28 protein-coding genes are annotated in these 25,958 nt (G+C 43.5%); 22 read left to right on the forward strand and 6 right to left on the reverse strand.

The window, feature by feature from the left end; genetic code table 11:
• The first annotated feature begins 365 nt into the window (after positions 1-365).
• Both LQ226_RS18890 and LQ226_RS18895 read left to right on the forward strand, forming a co-directional pair.
• Positions 366-668, forward strand: coding sequence for a thioredoxin family protein (locus LQ226_RS18890; protein ID WP_370635538.1), 303 nt, complete (start codon positions 366-368; stop codon positions 666-668).
• Between the two features lie 97 nt (positions 669-765).
• The gene (locus LQ226_RS18895) at positions 766-1,254 is read left to right on the forward strand and encodes a hypothetical protein (protein WP_231419610.1); all 489 of its coding nucleotides are present in this window, start codon (positions 766-768) and stop codon (positions 1,252-1,254) included.
• A gap of 68 nt (positions 1,255-1,322) precedes the next feature.
• Here LQ226_RS18895 and LQ226_RS18900 read toward each other — a convergent pair whose 3' ends face one another.
• Positions 1,323-1,946: a Bax inhibitor-1/YccA family protein gene (locus LQ226_RS18900; protein ID WP_231419611.1), complete on the reverse strand. Its 624-nt coding sequence runs from the start codon at positions 1,944-1,946 to the stop codon at positions 1,323-1,325.
• Between the two features lie 128 nt (positions 1,947-2,074).
• Positions 2,075-2,749, reverse strand: a complete 675-nt coding sequence (locus LQ226_RS18905; RefSeq protein WP_231419612.1) for an SIMPL domain-containing protein — start codon at positions 2,747-2,749, stop codon at positions 2,075-2,077.
• Positions 2,750-2,910: 161 nt separating this feature from the next.
• Between LQ226_RS18905 and LQ226_RS18910 the strand changes: the two genes are divergently transcribed.
• Entirely contained in the window at positions 2,911-3,531 is a 621-nt protein-coding gene (locus LQ226_RS18910) for a class I SAM-dependent methyltransferase (RefSeq protein ID WP_231419613.1), read from the forward strand.
• A gap of 22 nt (positions 3,532-3,553) precedes the next feature.
• A complete protein-coding gene (locus LQ226_RS18915; protein ID WP_231419614.1) occupies positions 3,554-3,808 on the forward strand; it encodes a DUF2164 domain-containing protein in 255 nt (84 codons plus the stop codon).
• 58 nt (positions 3,809-3,866) lie between these two features.
• On the opposite strand, the gene LQ226_RS18920 is transcribed toward LQ226_RS18915, so the two are convergent.
• Both LQ226_RS18920 and LQ226_RS18925 read right to left on the reverse strand, forming a co-directional pair.
• On the reverse strand, positions 3,867-5,525 hold the full coding sequence (locus tag LQ226_RS18920; RefSeq protein ID WP_231419615.1) for a methyl-accepting chemotaxis protein: 1,659 nt from the start codon (positions 5,523-5,525) through the stop codon (positions 3,867-3,869).
• On the reverse strand, positions 5,518-6,474 hold the full coding sequence (locus LQ226_RS18925; RefSeq protein WP_231419616.1) for a BMP family lipoprotein: 957 nt from the start codon (positions 6,472-6,474) through the stop codon (positions 5,518-5,520). Before LQ226_RS18925 ends, LQ226_RS18920 begins: the two co-directional genes overlap by 8 nt.
• A gap of 121 nt (positions 6,475-6,595) precedes the next feature.
• Between LQ226_RS18925 and LQ226_RS18930 the strand changes: the two genes are divergently transcribed.
• Positions 6,596-7,105, forward strand: a complete 510-nt coding sequence (locus LQ226_RS18930; RefSeq protein WP_231419617.1) for a GNAT family N-acetyltransferase — start codon at positions 6,596-6,598, stop codon at positions 7,103-7,105.
• 50 nt (positions 7,106-7,155) lie between these two features.
• On the opposite strand, the gene LQ226_RS18935 is transcribed toward LQ226_RS18930, so the two are convergent.
• On the reverse strand, positions 7,156-8,145 hold the full coding sequence (locus LQ226_RS18935; protein WP_231419659.1) for an LLM class flavin-dependent oxidoreductase: 990 nt from the start codon (positions 8,143-8,145) through the stop codon (positions 7,156-7,158).
• 208 nt (positions 8,146-8,353) lie between these two features.
• Here LQ226_RS18935 and LQ226_RS21235 point away from each other — a divergent pair, with 208 nt between their 5' ends.
• The 16 genes from LQ226_RS21235 (at position 8,354) to LQ226_RS19015 (ending at position 24,596) form a co-directional block, all read left to right on the forward strand.
• The gene (locus LQ226_RS21235; RefSeq protein WP_231419618.1) at positions 8,354-11,605 is read left to right on the forward strand and encodes a winged helix-turn-helix domain-containing protein; all 3,252 of its coding nucleotides are present in this window, start codon (positions 8,354-8,356) and stop codon (positions 11,603-11,605) included.
• 157 nt (positions 11,606-11,762) lie between these two features.
• Entirely contained in the window at positions 11,763-13,019 is a 1,257-nt protein-coding gene (locus LQ226_RS18945; RefSeq protein WP_231419619.1) for a substrate-binding domain-containing protein, read from the forward strand.
• Between the two features lie 64 nt (positions 13,020-13,083).
• Positions 13,084-13,851: an ABC transporter ATP-binding protein gene (locus LQ226_RS18950; RefSeq protein ID WP_231419620.1), complete on the forward strand. Its 768-nt coding sequence runs from the start codon at positions 13,084-13,086 to the stop codon at positions 13,849-13,851.
• Positions 13,835-14,542 carry an ABC transporter ATP-binding protein gene (locus LQ226_RS18955; RefSeq protein ID WP_231419660.1) on the forward strand — a complete coding sequence of 236 codons (708 nt, stop codon included), beginning with the start codon at positions 13,835-13,837 and terminating at the stop codon, positions 14,540-14,542. Before LQ226_RS18950 ends, LQ226_RS18955 begins: the two co-directional genes overlap by 17 nt.
• Before the next feature lie 15 nt (positions 14,543-14,557).
• Entirely contained in the window at positions 14,558-15,418 is an 861-nt protein-coding gene (locus LQ226_RS18960; RefSeq protein ID WP_231419621.1) for a branched-chain amino acid ABC transporter permease, read from the forward strand.
• A 6-nt stretch (positions 15,419-15,424) separates the two neighbouring features.
• Complete coding sequence (locus LQ226_RS18965) at positions 15,425-16,426, forward strand: branched-chain amino acid ABC transporter permease (protein WP_231419622.1); 1,002 nt, start codon at positions 15,425-15,427, stop codon at positions 16,424-16,426.
• 12 nt (positions 16,427-16,438) lie between these two features.
• The gene (locus LQ226_RS18970) at positions 16,439-16,633 is read left to right on the forward strand and encodes a hypothetical protein (protein WP_231419623.1); all 195 of its coding nucleotides are present in this window, start codon (positions 16,439-16,441) and stop codon (positions 16,631-16,633) included.
• Between the two features lie 3 nt (positions 16,634-16,636).
• Positions 16,637-17,653 carry a 3-oxoacyl-ACP synthase gene (locus LQ226_RS18975; RefSeq protein ID WP_231419624.1) on the forward strand — a complete coding sequence of 339 codons (1,017 nt, stop codon included), beginning with the start codon at positions 16,637-16,639 and terminating at the stop codon, positions 17,651-17,653.
• On the forward strand, positions 17,653-18,573 hold the full coding sequence (gene phaZ, locus LQ226_RS18980; protein WP_231419625.1) for an intracellular short-chain-length polyhydroxyalkanoate depolymerase: 921 nt from the start codon (positions 17,653-17,655) through the stop codon (positions 18,571-18,573). Before LQ226_RS18975 ends, phaZ begins: the two co-directional genes overlap by 1 nt.
• On the forward strand, positions 18,570-19,310 hold the full coding sequence (gene fabG, locus LQ226_RS18985) for a 3-oxoacyl-ACP reductase FabG (RefSeq protein WP_231419626.1): 741 nt from the start codon (positions 18,570-18,572) through the stop codon (positions 19,308-19,310). The genes phaZ and fabG overlap by 4 nt, the downstream gene beginning before the upstream one ends.
• A 23-nt stretch (positions 19,311-19,333) precedes the next feature.
• Positions 19,334-19,660 carry a hypothetical protein gene (locus LQ226_RS18990; RefSeq protein WP_231419627.1) on the forward strand — a complete coding sequence of 109 codons (327 nt, stop codon included), beginning with the start codon at positions 19,334-19,336 and terminating at the stop codon, positions 19,658-19,660.
• Between the two features lie 55 nt (positions 19,661-19,715).
• Positions 19,716-21,224: a class I adenylate-forming enzyme family protein gene (locus tag LQ226_RS18995; protein ID WP_231419628.1), complete on the forward strand. Its 1,509-nt coding sequence runs from the start codon at positions 19,716-19,718 to the stop codon at positions 21,222-21,224.
• Positions 21,225-21,292: 68 nt separating this feature from the next.
• Entirely contained in the window at positions 21,293-21,949 is a 657-nt protein-coding gene (locus LQ226_RS19000) for a DUF4396 domain-containing protein (RefSeq protein ID WP_231419629.1), read from the forward strand.
• 93 nt (positions 21,950-22,042) lie between these two features.
• On the forward strand, positions 22,043-23,155 hold the full coding sequence (locus LQ226_RS19005) for a hypothetical protein (RefSeq protein ID WP_231419630.1): 1,113 nt from the start codon (positions 22,043-22,045) through the stop codon (positions 23,153-23,155).
• Between the two features lie 106 nt (positions 23,156-23,261).
• Entirely contained in the window at positions 23,262-24,170 is a 909-nt protein-coding gene (locus LQ226_RS19010; RefSeq protein WP_231419631.1) for a YegS/Rv2252/BmrU family lipid kinase, read from the forward strand.
• 30 nt (positions 24,171-24,200) lie between these two features.
• Positions 24,201-24,596, forward strand: coding sequence for a FixH family protein (locus tag LQ226_RS19015; protein WP_231419632.1), 396 nt, complete (start codon positions 24,201-24,203; stop codon positions 24,594-24,596).
• Between the two features lie 74 nt (positions 24,597-24,670).
• Here the strand turns inward: LQ226_RS19015 and LQ226_RS19020 are convergent, their stop codons facing one another.
• Positions 24,671-25,288 carry a class I SAM-dependent methyltransferase gene (locus tag LQ226_RS19020; protein WP_231419661.1) on the reverse strand — a complete coding sequence of 206 codons (618 nt, stop codon included), beginning with the start codon at positions 25,286-25,288 and terminating at the stop codon, positions 24,671-24,673.
• Positions 25,289-25,467: 179 nt separating this feature from the next.
• Between LQ226_RS19020 and LQ226_RS19025 the strand changes: the two genes are divergently transcribed.
• On the forward strand, positions 25,468-25,929 hold the full coding sequence (locus LQ226_RS19025) for a MarR family winged helix-turn-helix transcriptional regulator (protein ID WP_231419633.1): 462 nt from the start codon (positions 25,468-25,470) through the stop codon (positions 25,927-25,929).
• Positions 25,930-25,958 lie beyond the last annotated feature (29 nt).

Consider the following 25,958-nt stretch of genomic DNA (forward strand, 5'->3'; position numbering starts at 1 on the left):
CCCCACAGGACGTGGGGTCGTTCGATGTTGCCACAGGATGTGGCGTTTTTAGTCGAACTTCCACTTTACCTAAACAGTCGCCTGTGCTTTTCTGGCCTAGATCCAGCTCCGGCGGGGAGGGCCTAGCGAGATAAGCCATCTTTTCTCCAAAGGCTATTCGCCTTTTCCGAAAAGCTGGCTTATCCGTACGGCCCTGACCACCCCGCCTGTGCTTTTCTTTATTCCATTATACATTTATTATAAAAGTATTAACTCTAATCCAACTTACATGAATGTGCTCATGTATTTCGAATCTGGTTGGGATATGTTTAAATAGAATGAGAGTTATTTCAAGGAGGTTATTTTTAGTGGAGTTTATTCGAGAGATGAAGACATTTCAAGATCTTATAGATGGGGAAGAGCCGGTTATTATTAAGTTCTCTGCGGATTGGTGTCCGGATTGTAAGCGTATGGATATGTTTATTGGGGACATTGTAGAGGAGTATAATGCTTATAAATGGTTCGAGATTAACCGTGATGAGCTACCAGATGTTGCTGATCAGTATGAAGTGATGGGGATTCCTAGTATTCTTGTATTCCAAAACGGTCAGAAAATCGCTCACCTTCATAGCGCAGATGCTAAAACACCTGAAGAAGTGGAAGGCTTCTTAGCTCGTACGTTTCAATAATTAAATCAGTCGTTTTCAAACGCACAAATGTGGAGTAAAATGGAAAATACTCTGCGTTTGTGTTTTTTTTATTGGAACTGGGGAAGGGGGTGGAGGAGTGGAAATGTTGCGAAGTAACTATAAAGGGGTAAGTGGTTTCGTGATAGTGGCGATCGTGGGGTTGATGGCTGCTGTGTCGTTTCTGTCTCTTCCGTTTTACATCTTATACATAGCGATCTATATGCTCGCCTTTTTGCAGTTGTTAACGGATGCTTCTGTGGAAGCATCTCGTTCTTCTTCAGATGAAAGAGTGCTGAAGCGGTTTGTGTGGAAGGTCATTAAGGCTTTTCCGATCTTTTTCGTGTTTATGCTAGTGATTATGGACGGAGAGCTAGGACGAGGTGCAGGAGAAGATTCGGATACGTTTTTCTTATTAGGAACGCTAGTCGTGAGTTTTGTATTTGCGCGTCTTCGTAAGAATCCAACACATTACCAGGATCCTGATCCTCTTAGAGAGAGTCAGGTGAGGTTGGCTTCTTTATTATTAGCTATAGCGCTTGTGTTTTTCACGACCCTTTTTGGAGTGGGGCATTTATTTAGTTCGTGATTCATGTCCTTCGCATTAATCATAAAGAAAGCCGAAAACCCTTATAGAGGTTTTCGGCTCTTTTTGTATTAGTCATCTTTTAGGATACCTACAAGGCGAAGCAAGTCTAAGAATAGATTAATGAAATCTAAATACAAGTTCAGAGCAAGAAGGGGGATGTCTTTCTCGCTGAAGTGGCCATTCTTAATCTTGTTAATGTCGTAGATGATAAATCCGGAGAAGATTACCACACTAATTAACGTAATAACAAGAATAGCTGCACTGCCTAAGTTAAAGAAGATATGAATTAGCCATACCAGAATAAGCGCAAGAAGGGCGCTCATCAGCATGCCTCCAAGAAAGCTTAAATCACGCTTGGTCTTCCAGGCATAAAGGGATAGCGCAATAAAGATGATCGTTGTCACGCCGAGCACCATCAGAACAGTCGTAGCGCCGATAGAACTGATGTAATACGAAATAGCTGGGTATAACGTTAAGCCCGATATAAACGTAAACAGAAATAGAAAACCATATCCAATTTTCTTTGCTTTACGCAGGAAGAAAACAGAAATGAGTAATATAAACTCTAAGATGACAAGTGGGAGAAACAAGGCTGGTGGAACCCACTGCCCCATATACAATCCGACCGTTGCCACGAGTAGAGATAGTGCAAACGTTCGGAGTACTTTGCTGAGTAGTTCATGTTTTTTCAAGAAGTATTCCCTCCAAGTAGTAGTAGATGCGTTGTTTAGTATAATCGCCACTTAGTGAAGCGTCTACCTATCTAACGCAGTTCCCTGTAAATGTTAGTGGCAATCTTCAACTTAAGTGTCTATATGGTTTACGAAATGTATTGGTATTTGGTTTCAACTCGCGCTGTAATTTCTAACTGACCAGGTTCCACAGGAGTGCTGGTCGCTCCAACAGATTCAGCTTTCACAAAGGTTTGCGGCGTTGCTTGAGTAGGGGGAACTTGTTCGTCGATTGAGAAGGGTGTCATGTCGATTTGGAGATTCATCGTTTGAGCAATGGTTTGTGCTTTCGTATTCGCATTTTGTAAAGCGGAAGCAAGAGCCTGTTGGTAAAAGGACTGAGGGTCTTGGACGGTGAAGGAAATATTTGAGACCCGGTTTGCTCCATTGGCTACAGCTGTATCGATGACTTCTCCTGTTTGTTCTAAATTTTCGATCGTCACTGTAATAAGATGGGTAACTTCATAGCCTCTGAATTGTTGCTTTCCATCAATATAATCATATTGAGGGAAGATAAAGTAATCTACTGTTTGAATATTTTCATTTGGAATTCCAATTTGAATGAGCGCATCAATCACTTCATTAAGCGTTTGGGCATTGGTTTGCTGAGCGGTTGTTAATTCTTTATCTTGCGTCTCCACTCCGAGTGTAATATTCGCGATATCCGGCTGAGCCTTGACTGAACCAATTCCTGTCACCGTCAGAAAACGGTTTGCCTGGCGTTGATTGTCACGGTATTGCGGTTGTGGTGAAGGATAATACATAACAATTCCACCTTCCGTCTAAAATTAACCCTACTACTTAATTCATGAAATAAGGGAATAAAATATACCCATTTGTCCGTTCGATAGGTAGAAAAGTTGTTAAAGGAGTGCGGAATTGGGGGAATGAAGAATAAAGATTTCTTTAAAAGGAGCGAATCGGTATGGGATTTTTGTTCTCTCAGTTTTCAAAACCACAAGGTCTGATTGGAAAAGCCGTCGGCTGGCTCATGTATAAGCAAAACGCTGGTATCAATAAATGGGCGATGTCTTTTTTAGATATTCAACAGGATGACTGTGTACTAGAGATTGGGTTTGGACCTGGCTATTGCGTGAAGGAACTATGCGATTCCTATGATGGGGTAAGAGTGATTGGGCTTGACCCTTCAGAAGCCATGGTGGAAGAAGCAAAGCGACGTAATAAGAAGGACGTAGAGGGAGGACGAGTAAGATTAGCACAAGGCTATGCGGAAGAATCAACGAATCTTCATGATACAATAGATAAAGTTCTTGCGATTAATAACATTACGTATTGGGAAGACCCGGTTGGAACGCTTGCTGCGCTTAGGGAACAGATGAGTGAAAAGGGAAGAGTTGCGATTGCTCTTCAGCCACACGAAAAAGGCGCCAGTGACGAAACGACCGTCATTATTGGGGATCAAATCCGTTCCTTCTTAGAACAAGCCGGATTTAAGCAGGTACTCGTTCACCATAAACCCGGGAGTCCAACGAAAACCACATGTGTTGTAGGGTCTGTATCAGATTTACCGGTCCAAAACCCATGAAAATGAAAAAGGAGTGGAACCTATGAATCCATCATTAAAAAAGGAAGAAAGAGAGCAAATTCTATCTAAAATTCAAGGATACTTTGAAATGGAACGAGGAGAAGAGATTGGTAACATTGCAGCTGATCAAGTCTTTCAGTTTATAGAGAAAGAAATTGCTCCTCACTTTTATAATCAAGGAGTACGTGATGCGAAGGGAATGCTAGAAGAAAAGATGATGAACCTGGATGAAGACATCAGCTCCCTTGAAAAACCCACTTATCCTAATAGACGCTAAAAAAACGTGCCAGACACCCTTTACTATAGTAAAGGGTGTCTGGCACGTAATAAAGCATTTAGTGTTTGAATTGGTTCAGTTGTTCTTCTAGTTGATTGATCATGGATTGGAGCTCGACAGATTGTTGTTGCACGTTGTGGAACGTTCTTTGTTGCTCTTCTGTGGAGGCTGAGATTTCTTCTGTACCAGCTGCCGTTTCTTCTGTAATGGCACTCACACTCTGCATGCTGGATGATACTTGTTCACTTCGATTTAAGGACGTATCCATATTCTGAACGAGTTGCTGTAATTCTGTATGAATCATTGTGACATGGTCGTGGATCGAAGAAAAGGCCGTTTTAGACTCATTCATCGTCTCTTCTTGCTTTTGAGAGATCGATGTGGAGCGGCTTGTATCTTCTTCGATCATATGGATGCCGTTTTGAATATGTTCAACCATACTGAAGATCTGTTCTGTAGCGGTTCTTGATTGGTCCGCTAGCTTTCGTACTTCTTCTGCTACAACAGCGAACCCTTTCCCGTGCTCTCCTGCTCGAGCAGCTTCAATGGCTGCATTTAGCGCCAGAAGGTTCGTCTGCTCAGACAGGTCATTTACAAGCTGAGAAGTTTGATGAATTTCATTCGTGTATTGGACAAAGGATTGAACGGAGTGCTCAATAGATCGAGTGGCTTCAATGCCTTTGTTAAGCAAATCTTGTTGATTTTCGATCGAACGTTGCCCAACTTCAACACTCTTAAGAGCGTTCTCACTTTGAGCGTTTGCGTTCCGACTAGCTTCTACGTTGTGTTGAAATCCGTTGTGCATCTCATCCATTAAGTAAGAAGCATCCTGAATATCGGTAGAGATCGATTGACTCCCTTGAGCAAGTTCATCTGTAGAAGTCGCCACTTGTATAGAGCTCTCAGAAAGCGTATCGATATTGCTCTTTAACCCTAAGCTGAACTCTTGCACTTCTTTTCCCATCGTTTCAATAGAACGGATCGTTTCTTTTAGATGATCCACCATTTCTCCAAAGGAGGAAGCGAGTTGTCCGATTTCATCTTTACGGTTCGTTTTCGCTACTTCTACTGTTAAATCGCCGCTTGCAATCGTAGTAGCTTTCTTAGCCAGTTCCCGAATGGGGTTAGCAGTCTGAGCGGATAATCTCCAAGAAGATAAGATAGAAAGAAGGATTAACGCTCCGCTTGCAATCAAAGTGATAAGGATAAGCTGTTGAATTTGCGCCTTTCGTCCCTCTACTTGACTTTCATACCATTCATTCGCTGTATGATTAATCATGAAAGCATCATTTAGAATACCGCCTGCGCGGGCAGCCTGACGACTAATTTCATTTGTATCATTGGAAGCCAGGAATTGCTCTGATTGAGCCTTTAATGAGGCGTATTTGGATTTGAGCTGATCAAACCACTTTTGTTGCTCGGAATTTTTTAAATAACTCTCCAATGAAGCGACTTCCTTGTTTACGGATTGTAGTAAGTCTGTGGTTTCTTCTTTACTCGCTTCTGATGGATTGTTTGAGTAATTATTCAATGACTGCTGAAGCGTAACCACACTACCGTTTAAATGCTCCGCTTTCAGAAGAAGTTCAACCTCTTGTGAAGATGATTTTTGAACGTCTAACATCTGAGTAATCACATACCCGATCAGGAGTAAACTTAGTATTAAAGGAATAGAAGATAATAATAAGATCCGTTTACGAAGAGACATGTTATTCATCGCCTCCTTTATTCATAGCTTCCTCTAAAGTATCTTGCTCGGAAAGGGATAAACGGATGACACGGATCGGAGCTAATCCAACCGCTTCTTCCTTTAGCCCTAATTGAAGGTGCTCTCCTTGTTCAAAGGAATCTTCCTTCAGCTGTTTCGCAATATCGAACAAAGCGACATCAATTCGTTTCATCATAGAGGTAACGACGGAATCTTCCGCTAAGAAATACTGATCACTGTCTACCCCGAATGAATATACTTTTTGCTTTTGGGCTTCTTTTAGAGCTCCGACACCTGCATAGCCAGCTACAGGAAATAGATAATCTGCCCCATTCTTGATTTGTTTCTGAGCAAGCTCTGCTGCCTTATTGTCATTATCGAAATTTCCTATATAATCAACAGAAATAGTTGCATCAGGGTTTACCTCTTGAACACCTTCTTTAAAGCCCTTCTCAAAATTCTTTACTACTGGGATGTCCATGCCGCCGATAAACCCAACGTGATTGGATTCGGTTCGCATACCAGCGATTAGTCCGATTAAATAGCTACCTTCGTCTTCTTTAAATGTAAGAGATGTCACGTTTGGTTGCTCGGATACAGCATCGATGAGTAAGAATTTTTGGTCTGGGTACTTCTTGGCCATTTTCTCAACAGCCTCTTGAGATTCAAATCCCAACCCGACTACAAGGTCATGACCTTCTTCAATGAGTTTTTCTAGATACCCTTCATAGTTTCCAGTAAGCGGTTCCTTATAATTGAAAAAAACGCCTAACTCGTCACGTGCCCGCTCTAACCCTTGAAGAGCTGAATCACTAAACGAGTTGTCCCCTAGACCACTATCTGTCACTAAGAGTCCAATTGTCTTCTTTTCTTCTGCTTTGCCTGTTTGGCTTGTTTCGGCACAAGCGCTCAATAACAATAATCCGATCATCCATAAAAAGAGTGTTTTCTTCTGCATAACGTTACTCCTTTATTCCGTAATTGAACACATAGTTTATATATCGGCTTAAAAGGGGCTTGATTTAATACTCTTCTAGAGATTAAATAGGAAGAAACGAAAGTGAAGGGGAGCATGATTCATGATTCGACGATCCAAAAGAGAAGATTTAGAACGAATAATGGAAATTGTAGAAGAATCAAAAGTCATCATGAAGGAGACAGGGAGCGACCAGTGGGACGAAGCGTATCCTTTGTATTCCGATTATGAAAACGACCACGATAAAGAAAGGTTATTTGTATTTGAAAAGGATGGAGTAGTGTGTGGGGTTGCGTGCTTTAATGAGACAGAACCAACCCATTATGAGCTTCTATCCTGGTCAAGACCCGGTGAGGAAAAGGTGTTATTAACCCAAAGGCTTGCGGTTGATCCAAACGTAAGAGGGAAGGGGATAGCTGAGGCCTTTTATCAATATGCTGAACAACTAGCTATGAACCGGGGAATTTCTTATATGAAAACCGATACCTATTCGTTAAATCCGGCAGCACAGCGTGTGTTTCAAAAGAAAGGTTATACGTATATAGGGGAGTGGAGTACCCCTGAGCGAAAAGCTCCTTTTTACTTTTATGAGAAAACCATCCAACGGGATTAAACACAGAAAGGCCCTGTCCAACCAGTAATGTTTGAGACAGGGCTTGATTATTACGCTTTAAATGCATTAGCGAGGAGCTCGTAAGAACGGAGCCGCTCTTCAAAGGGATTAATAATGGTGTTCACAATGATTTCATCTACATTATAAGCTCTGGCTAAGTGTTCGAGTCGTTCTTTCACTTGTTCAGGGTTTCCGACAATCATACGCTGACGATTTTCACGAACCCGTTCTTTCTCAAAGATAGAGAAAGGGTATTGGCTTGCTTCTTCTGGAGGAGGGAAGCCTTCACGCTTTGCCCCCTGTTCAATCTTAAGAATCGACACATCTAAAGATGAAGCTAAGTACTCTGCATGTTCTTCCGTCTCCGCACACACGACAAATACAGAAACGTTTCCCTTTGGCTCTAACTGTTGAATAGAAGGGGAGAAGTGGTTCTTGTACCGATCCATAGCTCGCGTTCCTCCAAACCCATTAATAAAATGAGCAAACGAATAAGAAGCACCGAGATCGGCTGCGAGTCGGGCGCTTGTGCCACTGGAACCAAGCATCCAAACAGGTGGAGCTGTTTCACTTTGCGGGGTAGCACGAACGTCTAAATGGTAAGGATCTTGTCCATGTAGATAAGCCATTAACTCTCTCACTTGGTCCGGATACTTCTCAACGTTAGGAAACGAGCCGTCATTTAAGGCGTAATTGACATTCGGCATTCCGCCTGGGGCGCGTCCAATTCCTAAGTCGATCCGTCCTGGATACAACGTTTCAAGCACTCGGAACGCTTCGGCTACTTTATAGGCACTATAGTGAGGTAGAAGAACGCCCCCTGTTCCAATTCGAATATGTTTGGTATTGGCTGCTAAGTGAGCGACTAATACTTCCGGGGCGGAGCCTGCTAAGCTCTGTGTGCTATGATGCTCCGAAACCCAGTACCGGTGATAGCCTAGCTGATCGACGTGTTTGGCAAGTTCTGTTGTTTGCTGAAAGGCGTCTTGTGGATTCTGCCCAGTTAAAACGGGGGATTGATCCAATACGCTTAATTTTATAGTCACGATGCACCATCCTCATTATTGTTCAACCTCTCTTTCATTATTATCAGAGAAAACCACCACCCCATGCAAAAATATTGCCTTATCCAGATCATTGGCTACTCTTTAGCTTAAAACGTCGAACGTTGCCTTGATATTTTGACAAAATCTCACAAACCTATATGTTAAAATGATAGAAAAGTCCGAAAATAAGTGAGGTGATTAGGTGTCTACTATCCCTATTATCCAAACGCAACTCAGGCCACCTGTAGCAGAAGACCGATTCGTCCGCCGATCCTCTTTGCAAAAGAAGATGGCATCCATCACAAGGTATCCCCTTATCTGTATGCATGGAGGAGCAGGGTATGGAAAGAGTACTGCTTTAACACTTTTTGTACAAGATAGTGGGCTCGATATAGCCTGGTATAGTGTCTCATCAAACGATGATGATCTTATTCCATTTCTAACAAAGTGGATCTATGCGCTGCGCTTTTTGGAGCCATCATTTGGGGAGCACATGCTTAGCGAACTGGATCGTTATCATCAAATTCACCAGAAGCATGAAATGGCCAGGTTGGTGTCTTTGATGATTAATGAACTCAATCAGATCGACCACCCCGTTTATTTCGTCATGGATGACTTTCATCATCTTCAACCATCTACCGCGATTAAAGAGTGGATGGAGCTCTTCCTTGAACACTTGCCTTCCCACGTACATATGATCTTAGCCAGTCGTAGCAAAATTCAATTCAATGTTCTAACCTCATTAAAAGTGAAGGGAAATCTTCTAGAACTAAACCAGGAAGACCTTCTCTTATCTCAAGAAGAAATGGGGCATGTCCTGGAGGATGTATACGGGTTACAAGTGGAAGAGAACGATCTAAAAGCCATTCATCGTACGACGGAAGGGTGGGCGATCGCGTTTGAGATGATCCTTCAACAGCTTCAAGCAGGAGTTCCTACGAGAGAGATTCTTCAAAATCACTCCTCTTCCTTGCAGGACTTATTTGATTACCTGGCCCAGGAAGTAGTTGCGAAACAATCTCTATTCGTTCAACAATTCTTGGAACAAACCGCTATTTTGGACGTGTTCTCAGCGGACGTTTGTGATAACGTTTTAGGAATGTCTGGGTCCAAACAAATGCTTGAGCAACTCGCTTCTCAACAATTATTTCTGCAACGCATCGATGAAACCCATTACCGCTATCACGCCCTTATAAAAATCTTTCTAGAAAATCGAATGAAACAAAAGGATCAGAATTCTTATATTACGCTTCACTCCGTTGCTGCGACGTACTATGAGAAAAATGGGGATATGGAAACCGCACTGTACCATGCTCATCGTGTAGCGGAAGGAAGGGTCGCAAGCATCCTCGAACGGTACGGGGAGACGATGATTCAGTCTGGGAAGTTACAGAGCCTCCACGATTCGATTCGTCTGTTATCAGAAGATGTAAAAGAGAATCATCCGATGCTTTGGTTCTATGAAGGTGAAGTGCTGCGCTACCGATCATCATATGAGCAGTCAGAAGCTTGTTATAATGCGATTTATCGTATAGGGAAAACAAGCAATGATGCCTATATCACGAGTCTCGCTTTAGAAGGAATGGCTCGCATTTATCTGGATACTATCCAACCAGAAAAGGGGGAGCGTTATTTACAGCAAGCGATCGAATACAGGGAGAAGGCTGAGGTAGCTAAAGAGGAAATGGCTCATCTCTACCACCTCTTAGCGGAGAATTTATTAAATGCTGGGCAAGCGCGTAAGGCTGAAAGTTGGTACAAGCGGGCGAAAGAACTTCATTTACCCCTGCAAGATGATAACTTCGAAGCGCGTTTATACTTGCGCACAGGTCGGCTAAACCAAGCGGAAAAGGTGCTCAAGTCAAGGAAGAAAAAGCAACCTCAAAACAACCACCTTCTCTTACCCCAATCTCACCGGGAAACGGATATCTTGCTATCTATTATTGCAGCCTTTATGGGGAAAGGGGAAGAAAGCAAGAAGCACGCGGAAGAAGGGATCCAACAAGGGATACAAGTACAGTCCCCCTTTGTGGAAGCTTGTGGTTGGATGCGTATTGGCCATGCTGTTCAGTTGTCCAATCACTATGAATCAGACCTGGCTGAGCGTTGCTATCAAACCTCCCTTGAAATGATGGAAACATTGAACGTTTCCCGGGGAAAAGCTGAACCTTATATGGGGCTTTGTGTGTTATACGGCGTTCAAGGTCAGTATGAGAAAGCAATGGAAACCGGAGAAAGAGGGCTATACGAAACGGAACACGTTCAAGACGTGTGGCTCTCAACACTAATTCAACTTTGTATGGCCATTGCTTCCGTTTATAGTAACAAGTACGAGCAAGCAGCAGAAAAACTAAACGGTATTGAAAAGCAATTCCATCAGTGCGGCGATCAATACGGATTAATGCTAACTTCTTACTGGAAAGCTTTTATCGATTGGAAAACTGGGGATGAAGAATCGTTTGAAAAAGAGATGAGAAGTTTCCTGCAACGGGTTCAAACAGGACAATATGAGTTTTTCTTAACAAACCGTACAACATTTGGACCTGTTGACTTGCAAAACACGGTACCGCTTCTTTTTAAAGCTCGCAGTCTGCACATTCATGAATCCTTTGTGACGATGTTCATTAAGAAGCTAGGCTATGGTAAGCGTGATACGCATCCAGGGTTTACGCTTCGTATTGAAACGTTCGGACCATTGAAGCTGTATATGGGAACGCGTGTCATTGTAGAAGAGGACTGGCAGCGAGGCAAGGCAAAAGAATTATTTGAACTCCTGATTACAAAACGAAAGCATTTAGTCAGGAAAGAGGAGATCTTATCTGCTTTGTGGCCTGACCAGGATGAAGAAAGTGCTAACCGGGGATTTAAGGTAGCGTTAAACGCTCTACTAAAAACGATCGAGCCTGATCGTAAAGCGAGAGGGGCGTCATTTTTTATCAAGAAAGAAGGAAGCGCTTACGGAATACATCCAGAATCAGGATACGAATTGGATAGTGCGCTGTTTGAGGAGTGGGTGGAAGCTGGATTACTCGAGCATAACCCTGATCAGGTAAAAAGTATGCTTGAGCGAGGCTTGTCGTTGTATAAAGATGATTATTTACCTGATCAGCGTTTATCTGATTGGTGTTTACACGAACGAGAGCGACTCCAAGTTTTATTCTTGCGGGGAGCTGAACGGTTGGCTCAATTTTGTGTGCGGTTAGAAGAATATGACACATGCATCCATTGGTGTGAACGTATTCTAAGGATAGACGCAACTTGGGAAGAAGCTTATCGATTAATGATGTTTAGCTACTACCAACGAAACAATCGTCCTCAAGCAATTAAGTGGTATCAGAAGTGCTGCAAGATCCTTGATGACGAACTAGGCGTTCCGCCAATGGAATCAACACAAGAGATGTTCCAGTTGATCCGAAAGGAAAGAACTGTTCAAACGTACGCGACTAAACCATAAGAAAAGCATGGAATGGCTGAACCGTTCCATGCTTTTTTCGTTTGGAAAATGATCCATAAGCGGTGATGAATCTGTTTGTAACTGTCTTGTAACTCCCTTCTTCTACGATAGAGCTATCCATAAAGATTGTTTAAATGAGGAGAAGGGGGAAGGTTAAATGAAACTAAAACGTGGGTTTGGGTTGTTGGTATTATTGATGTTATTGGTATTTGCAGCGGCGTGTAGCAGTGATGATGCTTCATCTGAGGGTACGGAAGATGAGACGGAAACGGGTGAAACAACAGATGGAAGTGAAGAAGAGGCTACATCAGGCGAACCGATCAAGATCGGTGTGCTTGCTTCCTTATCAGGGGCGCTCGAATCTTACGGAAAACAAACGAAGCAAGGCTTCGAGTTAGGGATTGAATATGCAACAGATGGAACGAACGAGATCGAGGGTCGTCCTATTGAGGTTGTATATGCTGATACAGAAACGGATCCAAAAGTAGCCAGACAAAAAGCAATCGGATTACTAGAAGACGATAAGGTGGATTTCTTAGTTGGATCGTCCAGTTCAGGAGATACGCTAGCGGTTCTGCCATTAGCGGAAGAGTATAAGAAAATCATGGTAGTTGAGCCTGCTGTTGCCGATAGTATTACAGGAAAGGACTGGAATAAATATGTATTCCGTACTGCACGTAACTCTTCCCAAGATGCTGTAGCAGGAGCGGCGGCCATTGCTAAAGATGGCGTAAAAATCGCTACCTTAGCACCGGATTATTCTTTCGGGCGTGACGGAGTAGCTGCATTCACGAAAGCGGCTAAAGATTTAGGTGCAGAGATTGTTCACGAAGAATACGCTGATCCGACGGCTACTGACTTTACAGCTAATATTCAAAAGATCATTCAGTCTGAGCCGGATTACTTGTTTGTCATTTGGGCAGGAGCGAACTCTCCTTGGAACCAGATCTCTGACATGAAACTTCAAGAAAAAGGCATTAAGATCTCTACTGGAGCACCGGATATTGCTGCACTTAGCACAATGAAGGAACTCGTCGGTATGGAAGGGTTCACGGTTTACTATCATACCCTTCCTGATAATGAAATTAACGACTGGTTAGTGGAGAAACATCAGGAGAAATATGATGCTGTACCTGACCTGTTCACACCAGGTGGTATGAGTGCGGCGTTATCCATTACAGAAGCATTGAAGAAGACAGGTGGAAAAGTAGACGCTGATGAATTGATTACCACCATGGAAGGGATGAGCTTTGAAACACCAAAAGGCACGATGACCTTCCGTGAAGAAGACCACCAAGCCCTTCAATCTCTATATAAGATTCGATTGGAAGAACAAGAGGGTGTAGATTATCCCGTTCCGGTTCTTGAGCGAGTGCTGACACCTGAAGAAACCGCTCCACCAATCCAAAACTAATTTGAGAGAACTTCGGCCAAATTTGCGCCGAAGTTCTTGTTTCATACCCGTAAGGAGGAAAGTTATGAGCTTTATATTGGAAACAAAGGAGTTAACGATCGCTTTTGGTGGGCACGTGGCTGTCGATCATATTTCTGTTCGGATCCCAGAGAAACAATTCACATCGGTCATCGGCCCAAACGGAGCTGGAAAGACGACCTTCTTTAATTTGCTAAGTGGTCAGCTTCAGCCAACCGAGGGAGAGATCTTTCTTAGAGGAGAACCGATTACAAAACTCCGCCCCACCAAGCGAACCAGAAAAGGAATTGGTCGTTCGTTTCAAATGACGAATGTCTTTCCAAACCTGACTGTGCTAGAGAATGTTCGGTTGGCAGTTCAATCTAGAAATCGTGTCCGTTTTCAAATGTTTCGTCACTTCAGTTCTTATAAAGAATTCGAAAGAGAAGCGATGGAGTTACTAGAACAGGTCCTGTTGCGAGAGAAAGCTCATTCTTTGGCAAGTAACTTGGCCCATGGTGAGAAGCGGAAGCTTGAGATTGCGATGCTTCTTGCCTTAGAAACAGACATTCTTCTGCTAGATGAACCAACAGCAGGGATGTCGATTGAAGAAGTGCCCGCCATCTTGGACGTTATTCGTTCCATTAAAGAGCGAGGGGACCGTACGATTGTTCTGATCGAGCACAAAATGGATATGATCTTAGATCTCTCTGATCAGGTTCTGGTTCTCTTTCACGGAGAACTTCTGGCTGAAGGATCACCAGAAGAAATTATGCAGAATACGACCGTTCAATCTGCGTACTTAGGAGGGTTATATGATGGAAGCTCTGCTTAGCGTAAAAGGGATTGAAACCTATATTGACCAGTTTCATATCCTGCATGATATCGGATTTGAGGTACCTAAAGGGGAAGTGACTGTTCTATTGGGGAGAAACGGGGCAGGCAAGACGACGACCCTTCGCACTATTATGGGACTGAACCCGGCAAGTCAGGGTCAGGTTACGTTTAAAGGAGAGGAGATTACGAAGCTCCCTCCTTACCAAATCGCCCGAAAAGGGATTGGATATGTCCCTGAGGACCAGGGGATCTTTGCTGGTTTAACAGTAGGGGAAAATATGAAAGTCTCGATGCAGAAAGAAGATGACGCCACCCTTGAACGGATGGAGTGGGTGCTTGAGTTATTCCCGGATCTTAAGAAGTTCTGGAAGAAGCCAGGAGGCCAGCTGAGCGGTGGACAAAAGCAAATGCTCTCCATTGCGAGAGCTTATATGAATGAAAATGAGCTTCTGTTAATTGATGAGCCAAGTAAGGGACTTGCTCCCATTATTGTGGAGAAAGTTATGGAGTCCATCCAGCAAATGAAGGAGAAAACCACAATCGTTCTTGTGGAGCAGAACTTTATGATGGCCAGTAAAATAGGTGATCGCTTCTATATTCTGGATGATGGTCAAACGGTCCATCAGGGCAGGATGAATGAACTGAATGAAAACGAAGGGCTCAGGAAGAAATACTTAGGAATTGCATAGTGGGGAGGTAGGGGTATGGATTTACTGCTTAGTTTAACAGTCAATGGTCTAGCTACTGGTATGTTAATTTTTCTATTAGCGGCAGGCCTCACACTTATTTTCGGATTAATGGATGTCTTAAATTTCGCTCACGGTGGCTTGTTTGCCTGGGGAGCCTATAGCGGGGTGTGGGTATATGATTTAACCGGCAATTTCTTTGTCGCGATTATAGGAGCCATTGTAACGGGTCTGTTACTTGGGTTGTTAACAGAGTATCTGATTATTCGACCTGTGTATGGAAATCATGTGCAGCAAATCCTGATCACGCTCGGGTTCATGATTGTATTATCTGAAATGCTGAAGGTCGTCTTTGGTCCCGATCAAAAAGCAGCTCAACCACCTGCCTTCATGGATGGATCCTTTATGGTGGGGGACGTTATTCTGATCAAATACCGTTTGTTTATTATTTTGGTGGGAGCGCTTGTTTACGCGATTACCTTCTATATATTAAGAAAAACGAAGATCGGATTAATTGTTCGAGCAGGAGTGATGGACAAAGAAATGGTGCAGTCACTCGGAATTAATATTCGCCTTGTCTTTATGCTTGTCTTTATGGTTGGTTCGGCACTCGCTGCGCTTGGCGGAGTGTTGCTCGCTCCTTATTCGGGTGTTATTTATGCTGAAATGGGTATGGAATTTGCCATCCTTGCTTTCATTGTGGTGGTCATTGGAGGGATGGGGAGCTTTACCGGGTCGCTCTTCGCAGCTATATTAGTCGGGTTAGCTCAGTCCTTTATGGCTTATTATTATTCGGACCTTTCGTTAGCGGTGAATATGCTGCTGATGGTGTCGGTACTTGTCTTTCGTCCACAAGGTTTATTTACGGGGAAGGGGTGATGGAAGGTGCGTCCACTTAAATGGGAGAGAAGCACAGGCATTTATCTATTGGTATTTTCGTTTTTTCTATTGGTTCCGTTTTTCTACGATAACCGAACGATTTTATTCTTAATGACGCAAATCTTTATCTTCGGCATATTTGCCATGAGCTATGACTTGTTGCTCGGGTTTACAGGAATCGTTTCATTTGGCCATGCGATGTTTTTTGGAATTGGGGCCTATAGCGTATCTGTCATCATCGATCGAAACGAACCAACAATGGGATATCTTCTGCTCGGAACCATTGTGGGCATTGTCATTGCGGGTGTTGTCAGTTTGCTTGCTGGTCTTCTTACATTACGGTTGAAGAGCCACTTCTACGCGATGCTCACACTTGCTCTTGCGGGGTTATTCCTTGTATTAGCAGAGAAATGGAGAGGAGTAACGGGGGGGAATGACGGGTTTACGATGCAGATTCCGGAATTCTTTAAGGACCGGGGGCACTTGTATCTGACTTGTCTCGTTTCTCTTATCGTTTTATTCTTTCTCGTTCGCCGATTCACCCAGTCTCCAACAGGGCGAGTGGTGATGGCCATTCGTGAGAACGAACAGCGAGTAGAATCCATTGGGTTCTCTATTATGTTCTACAAAGTAGCGGTAAGTGTCATATCTGGAATTGTGGCTAGCATTGCAGGCGTGCTCTACATTCTGTCTCTAAGGTTTGTGGACACGAGTGTGTTTGCAACAGACGTTACATTGGATGCCCTGTTAATGACCATTATTGGGGGAGTAGGTACACTCGTGGGTCCGTTAATTGGGGCAGGACTTATAGAAGTGGCTCACCATTACCTTTCTGAATTAGCAAGTGTTCACTGGATTTTTGAGAGATGGCTCATTCTATTTGGAATTGTGTATATACTGGCCGTTATCTTCTTCCCTCGAGGGATAGTGGGAAGCCTGCAGTACATGTGGGCCAAGAGGAGTGCGAAAAAGAAATCATCTTCAAAAGAAAAGGACTTAGCAAGTTAAGGGGGAGAAGAGATGAGTCAACCTGTTTCGTCGTTTGTTGTTCGGTTTCATCTAGCGAACGTGGATCCGAGAACCAAGGAGAAAACGTATCGAATTAAAGTAACTCACGTGCAGACAGAACATGAATCTACCTTTGATCTTCTGGATGAAGCTGTGCGCTATATGAAAGGTTCTGTTGATCGAGAAGGGCAACACGAGGAGGTGTAAAGGATGGAGTCGATCGGGATTATAAGTTCTGGCGTGTATTTGCCATCAGCAAGAATGAAAGGAACAGAGATTGCAAGAGAGGCAGGATTACCCGTTGATGTTGTCGAAGAAAAGTTAGGAATTAGGCAAAAACCAATTCCTGGACCGGAAGATCATACGTGTGAGATGGGCGTACGTGCAGCGAAAGAGGCACTTCGGAAGGCGAACGTTCACCCAAAAGAAATTGACCTTGTCATCTATATCGGAGAAGAGTACAAAGAATACCCGTTGTGGACCGCTGGGATTAAGTTGCAGGAAGAGATTGGAGCCAGGAATGCCTGGGCATTTGATGTCGCGATGAGATGTGGCACAACGATTATGGCGTTAAAAGTGGCCAAAAGTATGATGCTTGGTGATCCGTCCATTCAACACGTTCTGTTAGCTGGTGGCTACCGGAATGGAGATTTTATTCGCTATACCAATCCAAGAACAAGGTTTATGTATAACCTCGGTGCCGGCGGTGGAGCGTTTCTCTTAAAGAAAGGCGCTACAAACAATACGGTTCTTGAAACGTCTGTGATTAGTGATGGTTCTTTCTCAGAAGATGTCGTGGTCGTAGCTGGTGGAACAAAACATCCTTTAACGGCTTCGAATCTAGAAGACTATCAGCTTGATGTACTGGACCCGGATGGGATGAAACAACGTTTAGCAGATCAATCTATGGACAACTTTCTATATGTTATTCGAGATGCTTTAGAAAAGAGCGGATTTACAGAAGCGGATATTGATTATGTGGCGATGCTTCATATGAAGCGGTCTGCTCACGAATACGTACTAAAGTCATTAGGGCTGACACTTGAGCAGTCTGTTTATCTGGAAGACTATGGACACATCGGTCAAATCGATCAAATTCTCTCACTTGAATTAGCAGCAGAGCAAGGGAAATTGAAAAACGGAGATGTCGTTGTCCTTGTTAGTGCTGGCATTGGATACGCTTGGGGAGCTACAGTGATTAAATGGGGAAACCAGGAAGGGGATTGATGAATATGGTAAACGTTCATATGAAAAAGGTTCAATTGCCAAATGGAGAATCGTTAGGGTACAGGGAACGTGAAGGGGGCGATGAGGTCGTTCTGCTTCTTCATGGGAATATGACCTCTTCCAAACACTGGGATTTGGTGTTAGAGAAGATGGATGAGAAGTATAAAGTGTATGCTCTTGACCTAAGGGGATTTGGAGCCTCCACCTATTTGAATCCGGTTGAAACGATTGGGGATTTTGCCAAGGATGTCCACCAATTCGTAGAAGCATTGAACCTACGGGAGTTCGCCATCGTGGGTTGGTCTACAGGCGGGGCTGTGGCTATGGAATTTTGCGCGCGCTTTCCGAATTTTTGTAATCGCTTACTACTCCTTGCATCAGCATCTACAAGGGGGTATCCGTTCTTTGCTACAGGTGAAAATGGGCTGCCGGATCTTTCTAATCGACTAGAGACAATCGAGGAAGTGAGAAGGGATCCCGGGAAAACGATTCCCATTCAGCAGGCTTACGATGAAGGGAACGAAGCTCTTCTACAAGCTGTATGGAATTCGCTAATATATACTCATAATCAGCCAAGTGAGTCGTTATATCAAGCTTATACTGAGGACATGATGACGCAGCGGAATTTGGCTGAAGTCTACCAAGCATTGAACATCTTCAATATGAGTCATCATCATAATGGACTTGTAGAAGGAAACGGAATGGTAGATGACATCAATGTTCCTGTTCTTGTGATGAGAGGGGACCGCGACCAGGTGATTACAGCAAGAATGAATGAGGAACTTCTAGAAGATCTCGGGGACCGCGCTACATATGTCTCGCTGCCGAATTGCGGACACTCCCCCCTCATTGATGATTTAGGGTTGTTAGTAGAAACCATGGAACAATTTCTTGAGAAAAAGGAGAGACAACGCCAATGAGATTAGAAGGAAAAGTAGCTGTCATTACGGGGGCCGCTAATGGAATTGGACTCGAAGCGGCAAAGAGATTCACGAGTGAAGGGGCTAAAGTCATTCTGGCCGATTTCGATGAAGAAACAGGTTCGGCGAGAGAGAAAGAATTAAGAGAAAACGGTGCTGACGTTTTATTTGTGAAAGTGAATGTAGCAGACCGGGCGAGTGTTGATGCGCTTATGGAACAAGCTGTTCAAACCTATGGCAAAATCGATATTCTTGTAAACAACGCAGGCATCACGCGAGATGCTATGCTTTCCAAAATGACACCTGAACAGTTTCAGCAGGTAATCGATGTGAATCTGACAGGGGTCTTCCACTGTGCCCAGGCTGCTATGCCTCACATGGTAGAGCAAGGAAAAGGCAAAATCATCAACACCTCTTCCGTTACAGGTACATACGGGAATGTGGGGCAGTCCAATTATGCAGCAGCCAAGGCGGGCTTGATTGGTCTGACAAAAACATGGGCTAAAGAGCTTGGTAGAAAAGGCATTAACGTGAATGCAGTGGCACCGGGCTTTACGGAAACCGCAATGGTAGAACAAGTTCCGGAGAAAGTCATTGATCAGATGAAAACCATGGTTCCAATGGGCCGACTTGGGAGGCCAGAAGACATAGCCAATGCTTATCTTTACCTGGCCTCTGATGAATCGGATTATGTGAATGGACACACCCTCCACGTTGATGGCGGCATTATGATGTAAGTCTTGTCTAGGAAAGCCTCCACATGAATGCGGGGGCTTTTTTTGTGGAGAGAGGGAGCAGGGACGTCGAGAAAAGGAGCAGGGACGTCGAGAAAGCGAGCACACACGTCGAGAAAAGGAGCGGTGACGTCGAGAAAGGGAGCGCGGACGTCGAGAAAAGGAGCGGTGACGTCGAGAAAGGGAGCACGGACCTCGAGAAAAGGAGCGGTGACGTCGAGAAAAGGAGCAGGGACGTCGAGAAAAGGAGCGGTGACGTCGAGAAAAGGAGCAGGGACGTCGAGAAAGCGAGCACACACGTCGAGAAAAGAATCATTCAAATCTCTCAATTGCTTTTTGTAACTACGCTGTAACTCCCTTCTTCTACACTAAGATTATGAATCTATAGATGAACGAGGTGAGTAGGTTGTGAGATGTGAATTGGATTGGATAAAGAGTCGGGCGCGCTTGTTTCCGAAGGACAGAGCGGTCGTAGACTCAGCTACAAGAATGGAATGGACATTTGAGGACATCAACAACCGTGCTGAGAAGCTGGCTGCCTATCTGCTGGAGATGGGGGTTAAGCGAGGAGATCGGGTTGCGCTTTTTGCTCCTAACGATATAAGTTATTTTGATTTCTTATTCGCTTGTATGAAGAGCGGTGCTATATTTGTTCCGGTCAATTGGAGATTATCTGAGGAAGAAGTCGAGTATATTCTTGAGGATGCTACTCCTACTGTTGTTGGGGTCCACGATAGTCAAGCCACATTGGTAGAGAAGAAGAAAGATTACGTGATTGTGCCCATTACGAATGCAGCGTATGTGGATGGATTAGAGACTTCTGTGAAAACGGTAGATCAAATGGGGACAGAATCAGAGCCGTTAGCAATGATTTATACGGGAGGGACAACAGGGAAGCCCAAAGGAGCGATCCTTACGTATGATTCCATACGGTGGAATGCGTTAAACACGATTGTCAGTTGGAATTTGTGCAAAGAGGATACCACACTTACTTGTTTACCTATGTTCCATACAGGAGGACTGAATGCCCTGAGCCTGCCTGTTTTAATGGCTGGTGGAACCGTGGTCGTATCGAAAGTGTTTGAAGCCGAGCAAGCCGTGAATGATTTAATTCAATACAACTGTACCATTGCGCTGTTTGTGCCGACGATGTATCACATGATGATCCGGACAGAAGCGTTTAGAAGGGCCACATTTGATTCAATGAACGTGTTCCTTTCTGGCGGAGCGCCATGCCCCCTCACGATCTATCGGGCTTTCCATCAGAAAGGGTTACAGTTTAAAGAAGGATACGGACTAACGGAAGCGGGTCCAAATAACTTTTTTATTCATCCTGATGAAGCGGTAAAGAAGCCTGGTTCTGTGGGAAGAGCGATGGTCTTTAATGATGTGAAAATCGTTAAGGACGATGGAGGAGAGTGTCCTGCAGGGGAAGTCGGGGAGTTGCTACTAAGGGGACAGCATGTATTTAGTTTTTATTGGAACAATCCTGAGGCTACACAAGAGTCGCTCCAAAACGGCTGGCTTCATACAGGGGATCTTGCCCGTCAGGATAAGGATGGTTTTTTTTATATAGTAGGCCGGAAGAAAGAGATGATTATTACTGGAGGGGAGAATGTCTTCCCTCTTGAAATTGAACATTGGCTGTCTTCCTTAGAAGGAGTGAATGAAGTTGCCATTGTAGGGCTTTCAGACAACAAGTGGGGGGAAGTTGTCACGGCCTTTGTATCTCTTCATTCAACAAGCAGCCTAACCGAAGAGGATTTAAGGGAGCATTGTGCGTTAAAGTTATCACGCTATAAGATTCCTAAAGCGTTCCATATCATAGATGAATTGCCCAAAACCCATGTTGGGAAGATTGACAAGAAAGCTCTTCAAGCCAATGATGTAAACCAATCCTCAAGCCATCACTCATAGAAAAACGTTTATGCTAACACCTCTAGGGGGTATCGATTTATACAAATCGAAAAAAAGAGGTGGCGAAGATGTTATCAACGATTGCTTGGATTGCTTTAGGAATTGGTTTAGTATCTTCTCTTATCATTATTGTAGACGTAATCCGTCACCCTCAAATGATGGCCATTATGAATGTCGTCTGGCCCATTAACGGGTGGTTTCTTGGCCCCTTCGCGGTCTGGACCTATTATAAATGGGGACGATTGAAGGCGAAGGATTTAGACCGCGAGGACAATCGTGGTAAGGGAGCTCAAGTGTTTATGTCGACAAGCCACTGTTCAAGTGGTTGTACATTAGGAGATGCGGTAGGAGTGCCTATTGTATTCTTTACGAGCCTTACAGTAGCAGGGTCCACGCTCCTTGCGCACTATACGGTTGAGTTTATAGCGGCCTACTTATTCGGAATCTTATTTCAGTTATTTGCGATCTACCCTATGAATCAAGAAGCGGGTATACTGGGAAATTTAAAAGATGCTGTAAAAGCAGATACATTATCATTAATTGCTTTTGAGATTGGGATGTTTGGATGGATGGCCATTGTCCATTTCGTATTATTCCAACAACCACCAAAGCCTGATCAGGCAACCTATTGGTTCATGATGCAAATTGCTATGATTTTAGGATTCCTAACGAGCTATCCTGCTAACTGGTGGCTCGTGAAAAAAGGAATCAAAGAAGCAATGTAATGAAAAAACACTCTCTTAATGGGAGTGTTTTTTAGCGTTCCTCATTTCCAAATTTTGATATAATGAAGGTATCCTACTTGAGGAGGGATGGTTATGAATCCCACGGTATCAAAGAAGCCCGTTGCTTGGTTTCGTCTCTTCTTGATTATGGGGCTAGTGTTGCTCCCGAATCTTTTAGTACAAAAATTTGAACTAGCGGGAACGGTTACGAGTGGGGCAGTATGGGGAACGGCAGTCGACTTGTTAATTGTTTTTCCTTTGGCATGCTATTTCTTCGTCTTAAGGAGACGGCCTTCGCTGATCGTTTTTGTGCCCCTGATGTTTGCTGGGCTTATGGCGCTCAATTGGATAGTTCCTGACTATGCCAGAGAGCATTTGTGGTGGATTAATCGATCGTTAATTGTTGTAGAAGCCTCCATTATCTTTATTGAACTCCTTTTGTTTATTTGGGTGATTCGCTATCTCCCGGTTATTAGAAGATCGATACGAGAAGCCCGGTCCTCTTATTATCATCTTTCCATGAGTACGGTTAAAGGGATTGAGAAAGCATTCGCTAATGTAACTGGCAGAAGGAAAACGATGCAAAGAGTGTTAGGATTCCTGATTACAGATTTGTCCGCTTTTTATTATGTGTTTGCAGGAAAACGAGAAGACGTTAAGCGATACACCACGGCTCCTGTATTCTCGTACCATAAGAACAGTGAGTACCTAGGGGTCTTTATTATGATTGTTCATGGCCTTCTGATCGAGATTATCGGGGTTCACTTCTTAGTATCTCAATGGAGCCATACAGCAGCTTGGATTGTAACCCTATTAGACATCTATGCTTTGATCTTTGTCGTGGCAGATTATCAGGCCATACGTAAATCACCCATTATTCTTGATCATAAAGGGATACACATTCAAAAAGGTTTACGGTTTTTCACCTTTATTCCTTATGAATCTATTCAAGACATTCATCAAACAACTGTAACAGCGAAAGAATGTGAAAAGGATAAGGAAGCCGTTTCCTTAACGCTCCCCTCATTAGAAACTCAACCTCCTCAATGGACCATTCAACTAGAAGAGCCCGTGGACGTTCGTCTCGTTTTTGGATTATCCAAAAAAGTAGAAAGAATTCATATTACAGTAGATGAGCCGAATTGTTTCTTAGAGATCTTCAAGAATGCTCGAGGGATTTCAGGTTCGAATGAACTAGGGGAATAACCAGCCACCTTCAAATCAGCCTTTCCTCCCTTTTGAACTGGTTTCATTAGCGGCATAAAAGGAAATGATACGTATAGACCTATTGCTCATGATTGGGGGAAGGAAAATGATTCAGTATAATAAGGGGCTTTTCTTATATAATGGGGATGCTGGGCCGGATCAAATGAATGAGAAACTCTCAGTGGCTCTTCCGGTCTTATCCCAACACGTTGAAGAACTGCGTGTAGTTCAAACGAAAAGTCCAGAGGATTTAAAGGAAAAATGTAAGGAATACGGGGAAGAAGTTGAAGTCATTTATATACTAGGAGGAGATGGGACGGTTCATGACAGCGTTAATGCCTTGGCGCAATTGGAGAATCGCCCTGTAATTGGCGTATTACCTGGAGGCACGTGTAACGATTTCACTAGAATGCTAGGCATGCCTCAGAATATAAAAGCCGCCGCCCAAGCTTTGGTGGATGGACGTGTTGCGCCAGTGGACGTTGGAGAAATTCAAAACGAAGGGTATTTCCTGAATTTCTGGGGGATTGGACTCGTGACCGATACGTCTTTAAATATAGACCCTGCTCAGAAGGACCGTTTTGGAGTTTTGAGTTATTTCATTAGTGCTGTAAAAACCATGAATGCATCAGAACCTTCACGTTACAAGATTACAATCGACCAAGATGATGTGTATGAGGAAGAAGGCGTGATGGCGCTCGTTATGAACGGCCAGTACATAGGCACGCGATATGTACCTGTACCTGGGCTAAATGTAAATGATGGGAAGCTCGATGTTTTAGTAGTAAAGAACTCTAATTTATCGACGTTCAAAGAGTTAATTAACATGAATCAGCCAGGGAAGGATACCGACGATTTAAAGGGCATCTTTCATAGACAAGCTTCAGAAGTGAAAATAGAAACAGAAAATGAACAAGAAGTGGACACCGACGGGGAAATCTATTTGAAGACCCCTGGTCATATTAAAGTCCTGCCGAACCATCTGCGCATGATTTTTCATCAAACGCAACAATAAGAAGAAAGAGTGAGAGAATTGTCTAGATCGTTGAATATTCTATTTATTCTTGGATTCTGCCTCATGGCACTTGCAGCTTGTGGGTCAGAAGGTGAAGCATCTGGGTCTGAATCAGATAAGCCGATTACAGCTAAGATTCTAACGGTACCTGAAGAGTTGACCACTGAGCAAATTTCTACGTTGCAAGTAAAGGTTAGTCAAGGGGATCAGAAGGTCGATGAGGCCAAGAAAGTTACTATTAAATGGGCAAGAGAAGGGGAAGAACCTTCTGACGAGAAGCCCTCACAGAAACAAGGAAATGGTTTATATTCTATTCAGCACACCTTTGATGAAGCGGGCACTTATAGGGTAGTTGCTGTTGTAGAAGTGAATGGGCAGCACAAGGAAGTGGAAAAGGAAATCGAAGTAGAGGAACCAAATGATTAATACCAGCGATGTGATCACTAAAAAAAGCATTGATTTCAATTCAATGCTTTTTAACATCCCTCGAGCGCGATTCTTTAGTTAGATTTCTTGCACACCGCTATTCCCAGGGGATAATGGACCTCTTGGCGAGGGGGTTCGATGAGCACACCTTTTTGATAATAGAATTGAACCTCTTCAAAGTTCGTGAAAAGTTGGTGGAATTCTTCAGGTGTAATTTGGTGGACGTGGAAAGGTGAATAACAATCTACTCCCCGTCCTTCTCCAAATGGTGTGGAAACGATAAGAGTGCCACCTGTTTTTAGTAACCGTTCGTAGTTTTGGAGGAGTTTATCCTCCTCTTCTATATGTTCATAAGTTTCAAAGCTTACAATAGTATCAAATGTACCTAGCTGTTCCGGTAAATTTACATCTGTGGCGTCGGCTACTCGGAATTCGGATTTTGGATGATAATAGGCGCCTTTGGCGTATTGAATAATCTTAGGGTCGATATCCACCCCGATCATTTCAGAAACGTCGTCTTTACGATCTTTAATCATCATATGAGTTCCGTACCCTGAGCCACATGATAGGTCGAGTACGCGACCTGTTACATAAGGCAATGCAAATTGATAACGCGCCATGTGTTCTAGTAACATGCCGTTTGATGGTTTCATATATGCTGGGATGACTCGTTCTCCCGTATCTTCTACCATTTTTTTATACACCGCTTTCTAAGAGTGTGGTATAGTGCAACTAGCTTCTTCTTCCTATTATGCCACAGATTCGAATAGAGTAAAAAGAACAGAGAACCTACATAAGAAGGATTGACAATAAATTGAAATGGTCGCTATACTTTTACTAATGCACCATTATAATAGAAAGGCTGAGTAAAGTGGATCAATCACAGAACTATCAAGCGAAAAAAGAAGATCCATCATTGAAGTTGTTTGTTGTTCTCTCTAAAGCATCTCGGGCAATTTCAGACCGTGTAAAAGAAGATATCCAAACTCATGGATTAAACCCGACGGAGTTTGGTGTATTAGAGTTGCTTTATCATCAAGGGGACCAACCATTACAAAAAATTGGTGATAAAATCTTATTAGCAAGCGGTAGTATCACCTATGTGGTCGATAAATTACAGCAAAAAGGCCTATTAGACCGAAAACCGTGCCCGAAAGATCGCCGAATTACGTACGCTGCCATCACAGAAGATGGCCGTGAATTATTGAATACAATCTTTCCGAGTCACTGGGAGCAAATCGAAGAAATTACGGGTGGCCTAACGGATGAAGAGAAAAAGCAACTGATCCCTATGCTGAAAAAGTTAGGGAAATATGCTGATGAATTAAAATAGAGGGAAGAAAGGCCTGGCTCATACTTGAG

It is taken from the genome of Pontibacillus sp. HN14 (assembly GCF_021129245.1).
Lineage (GTDB): Bacteria > Bacillota > Bacilli > Bacillales > BH030062 > Pontibacillus.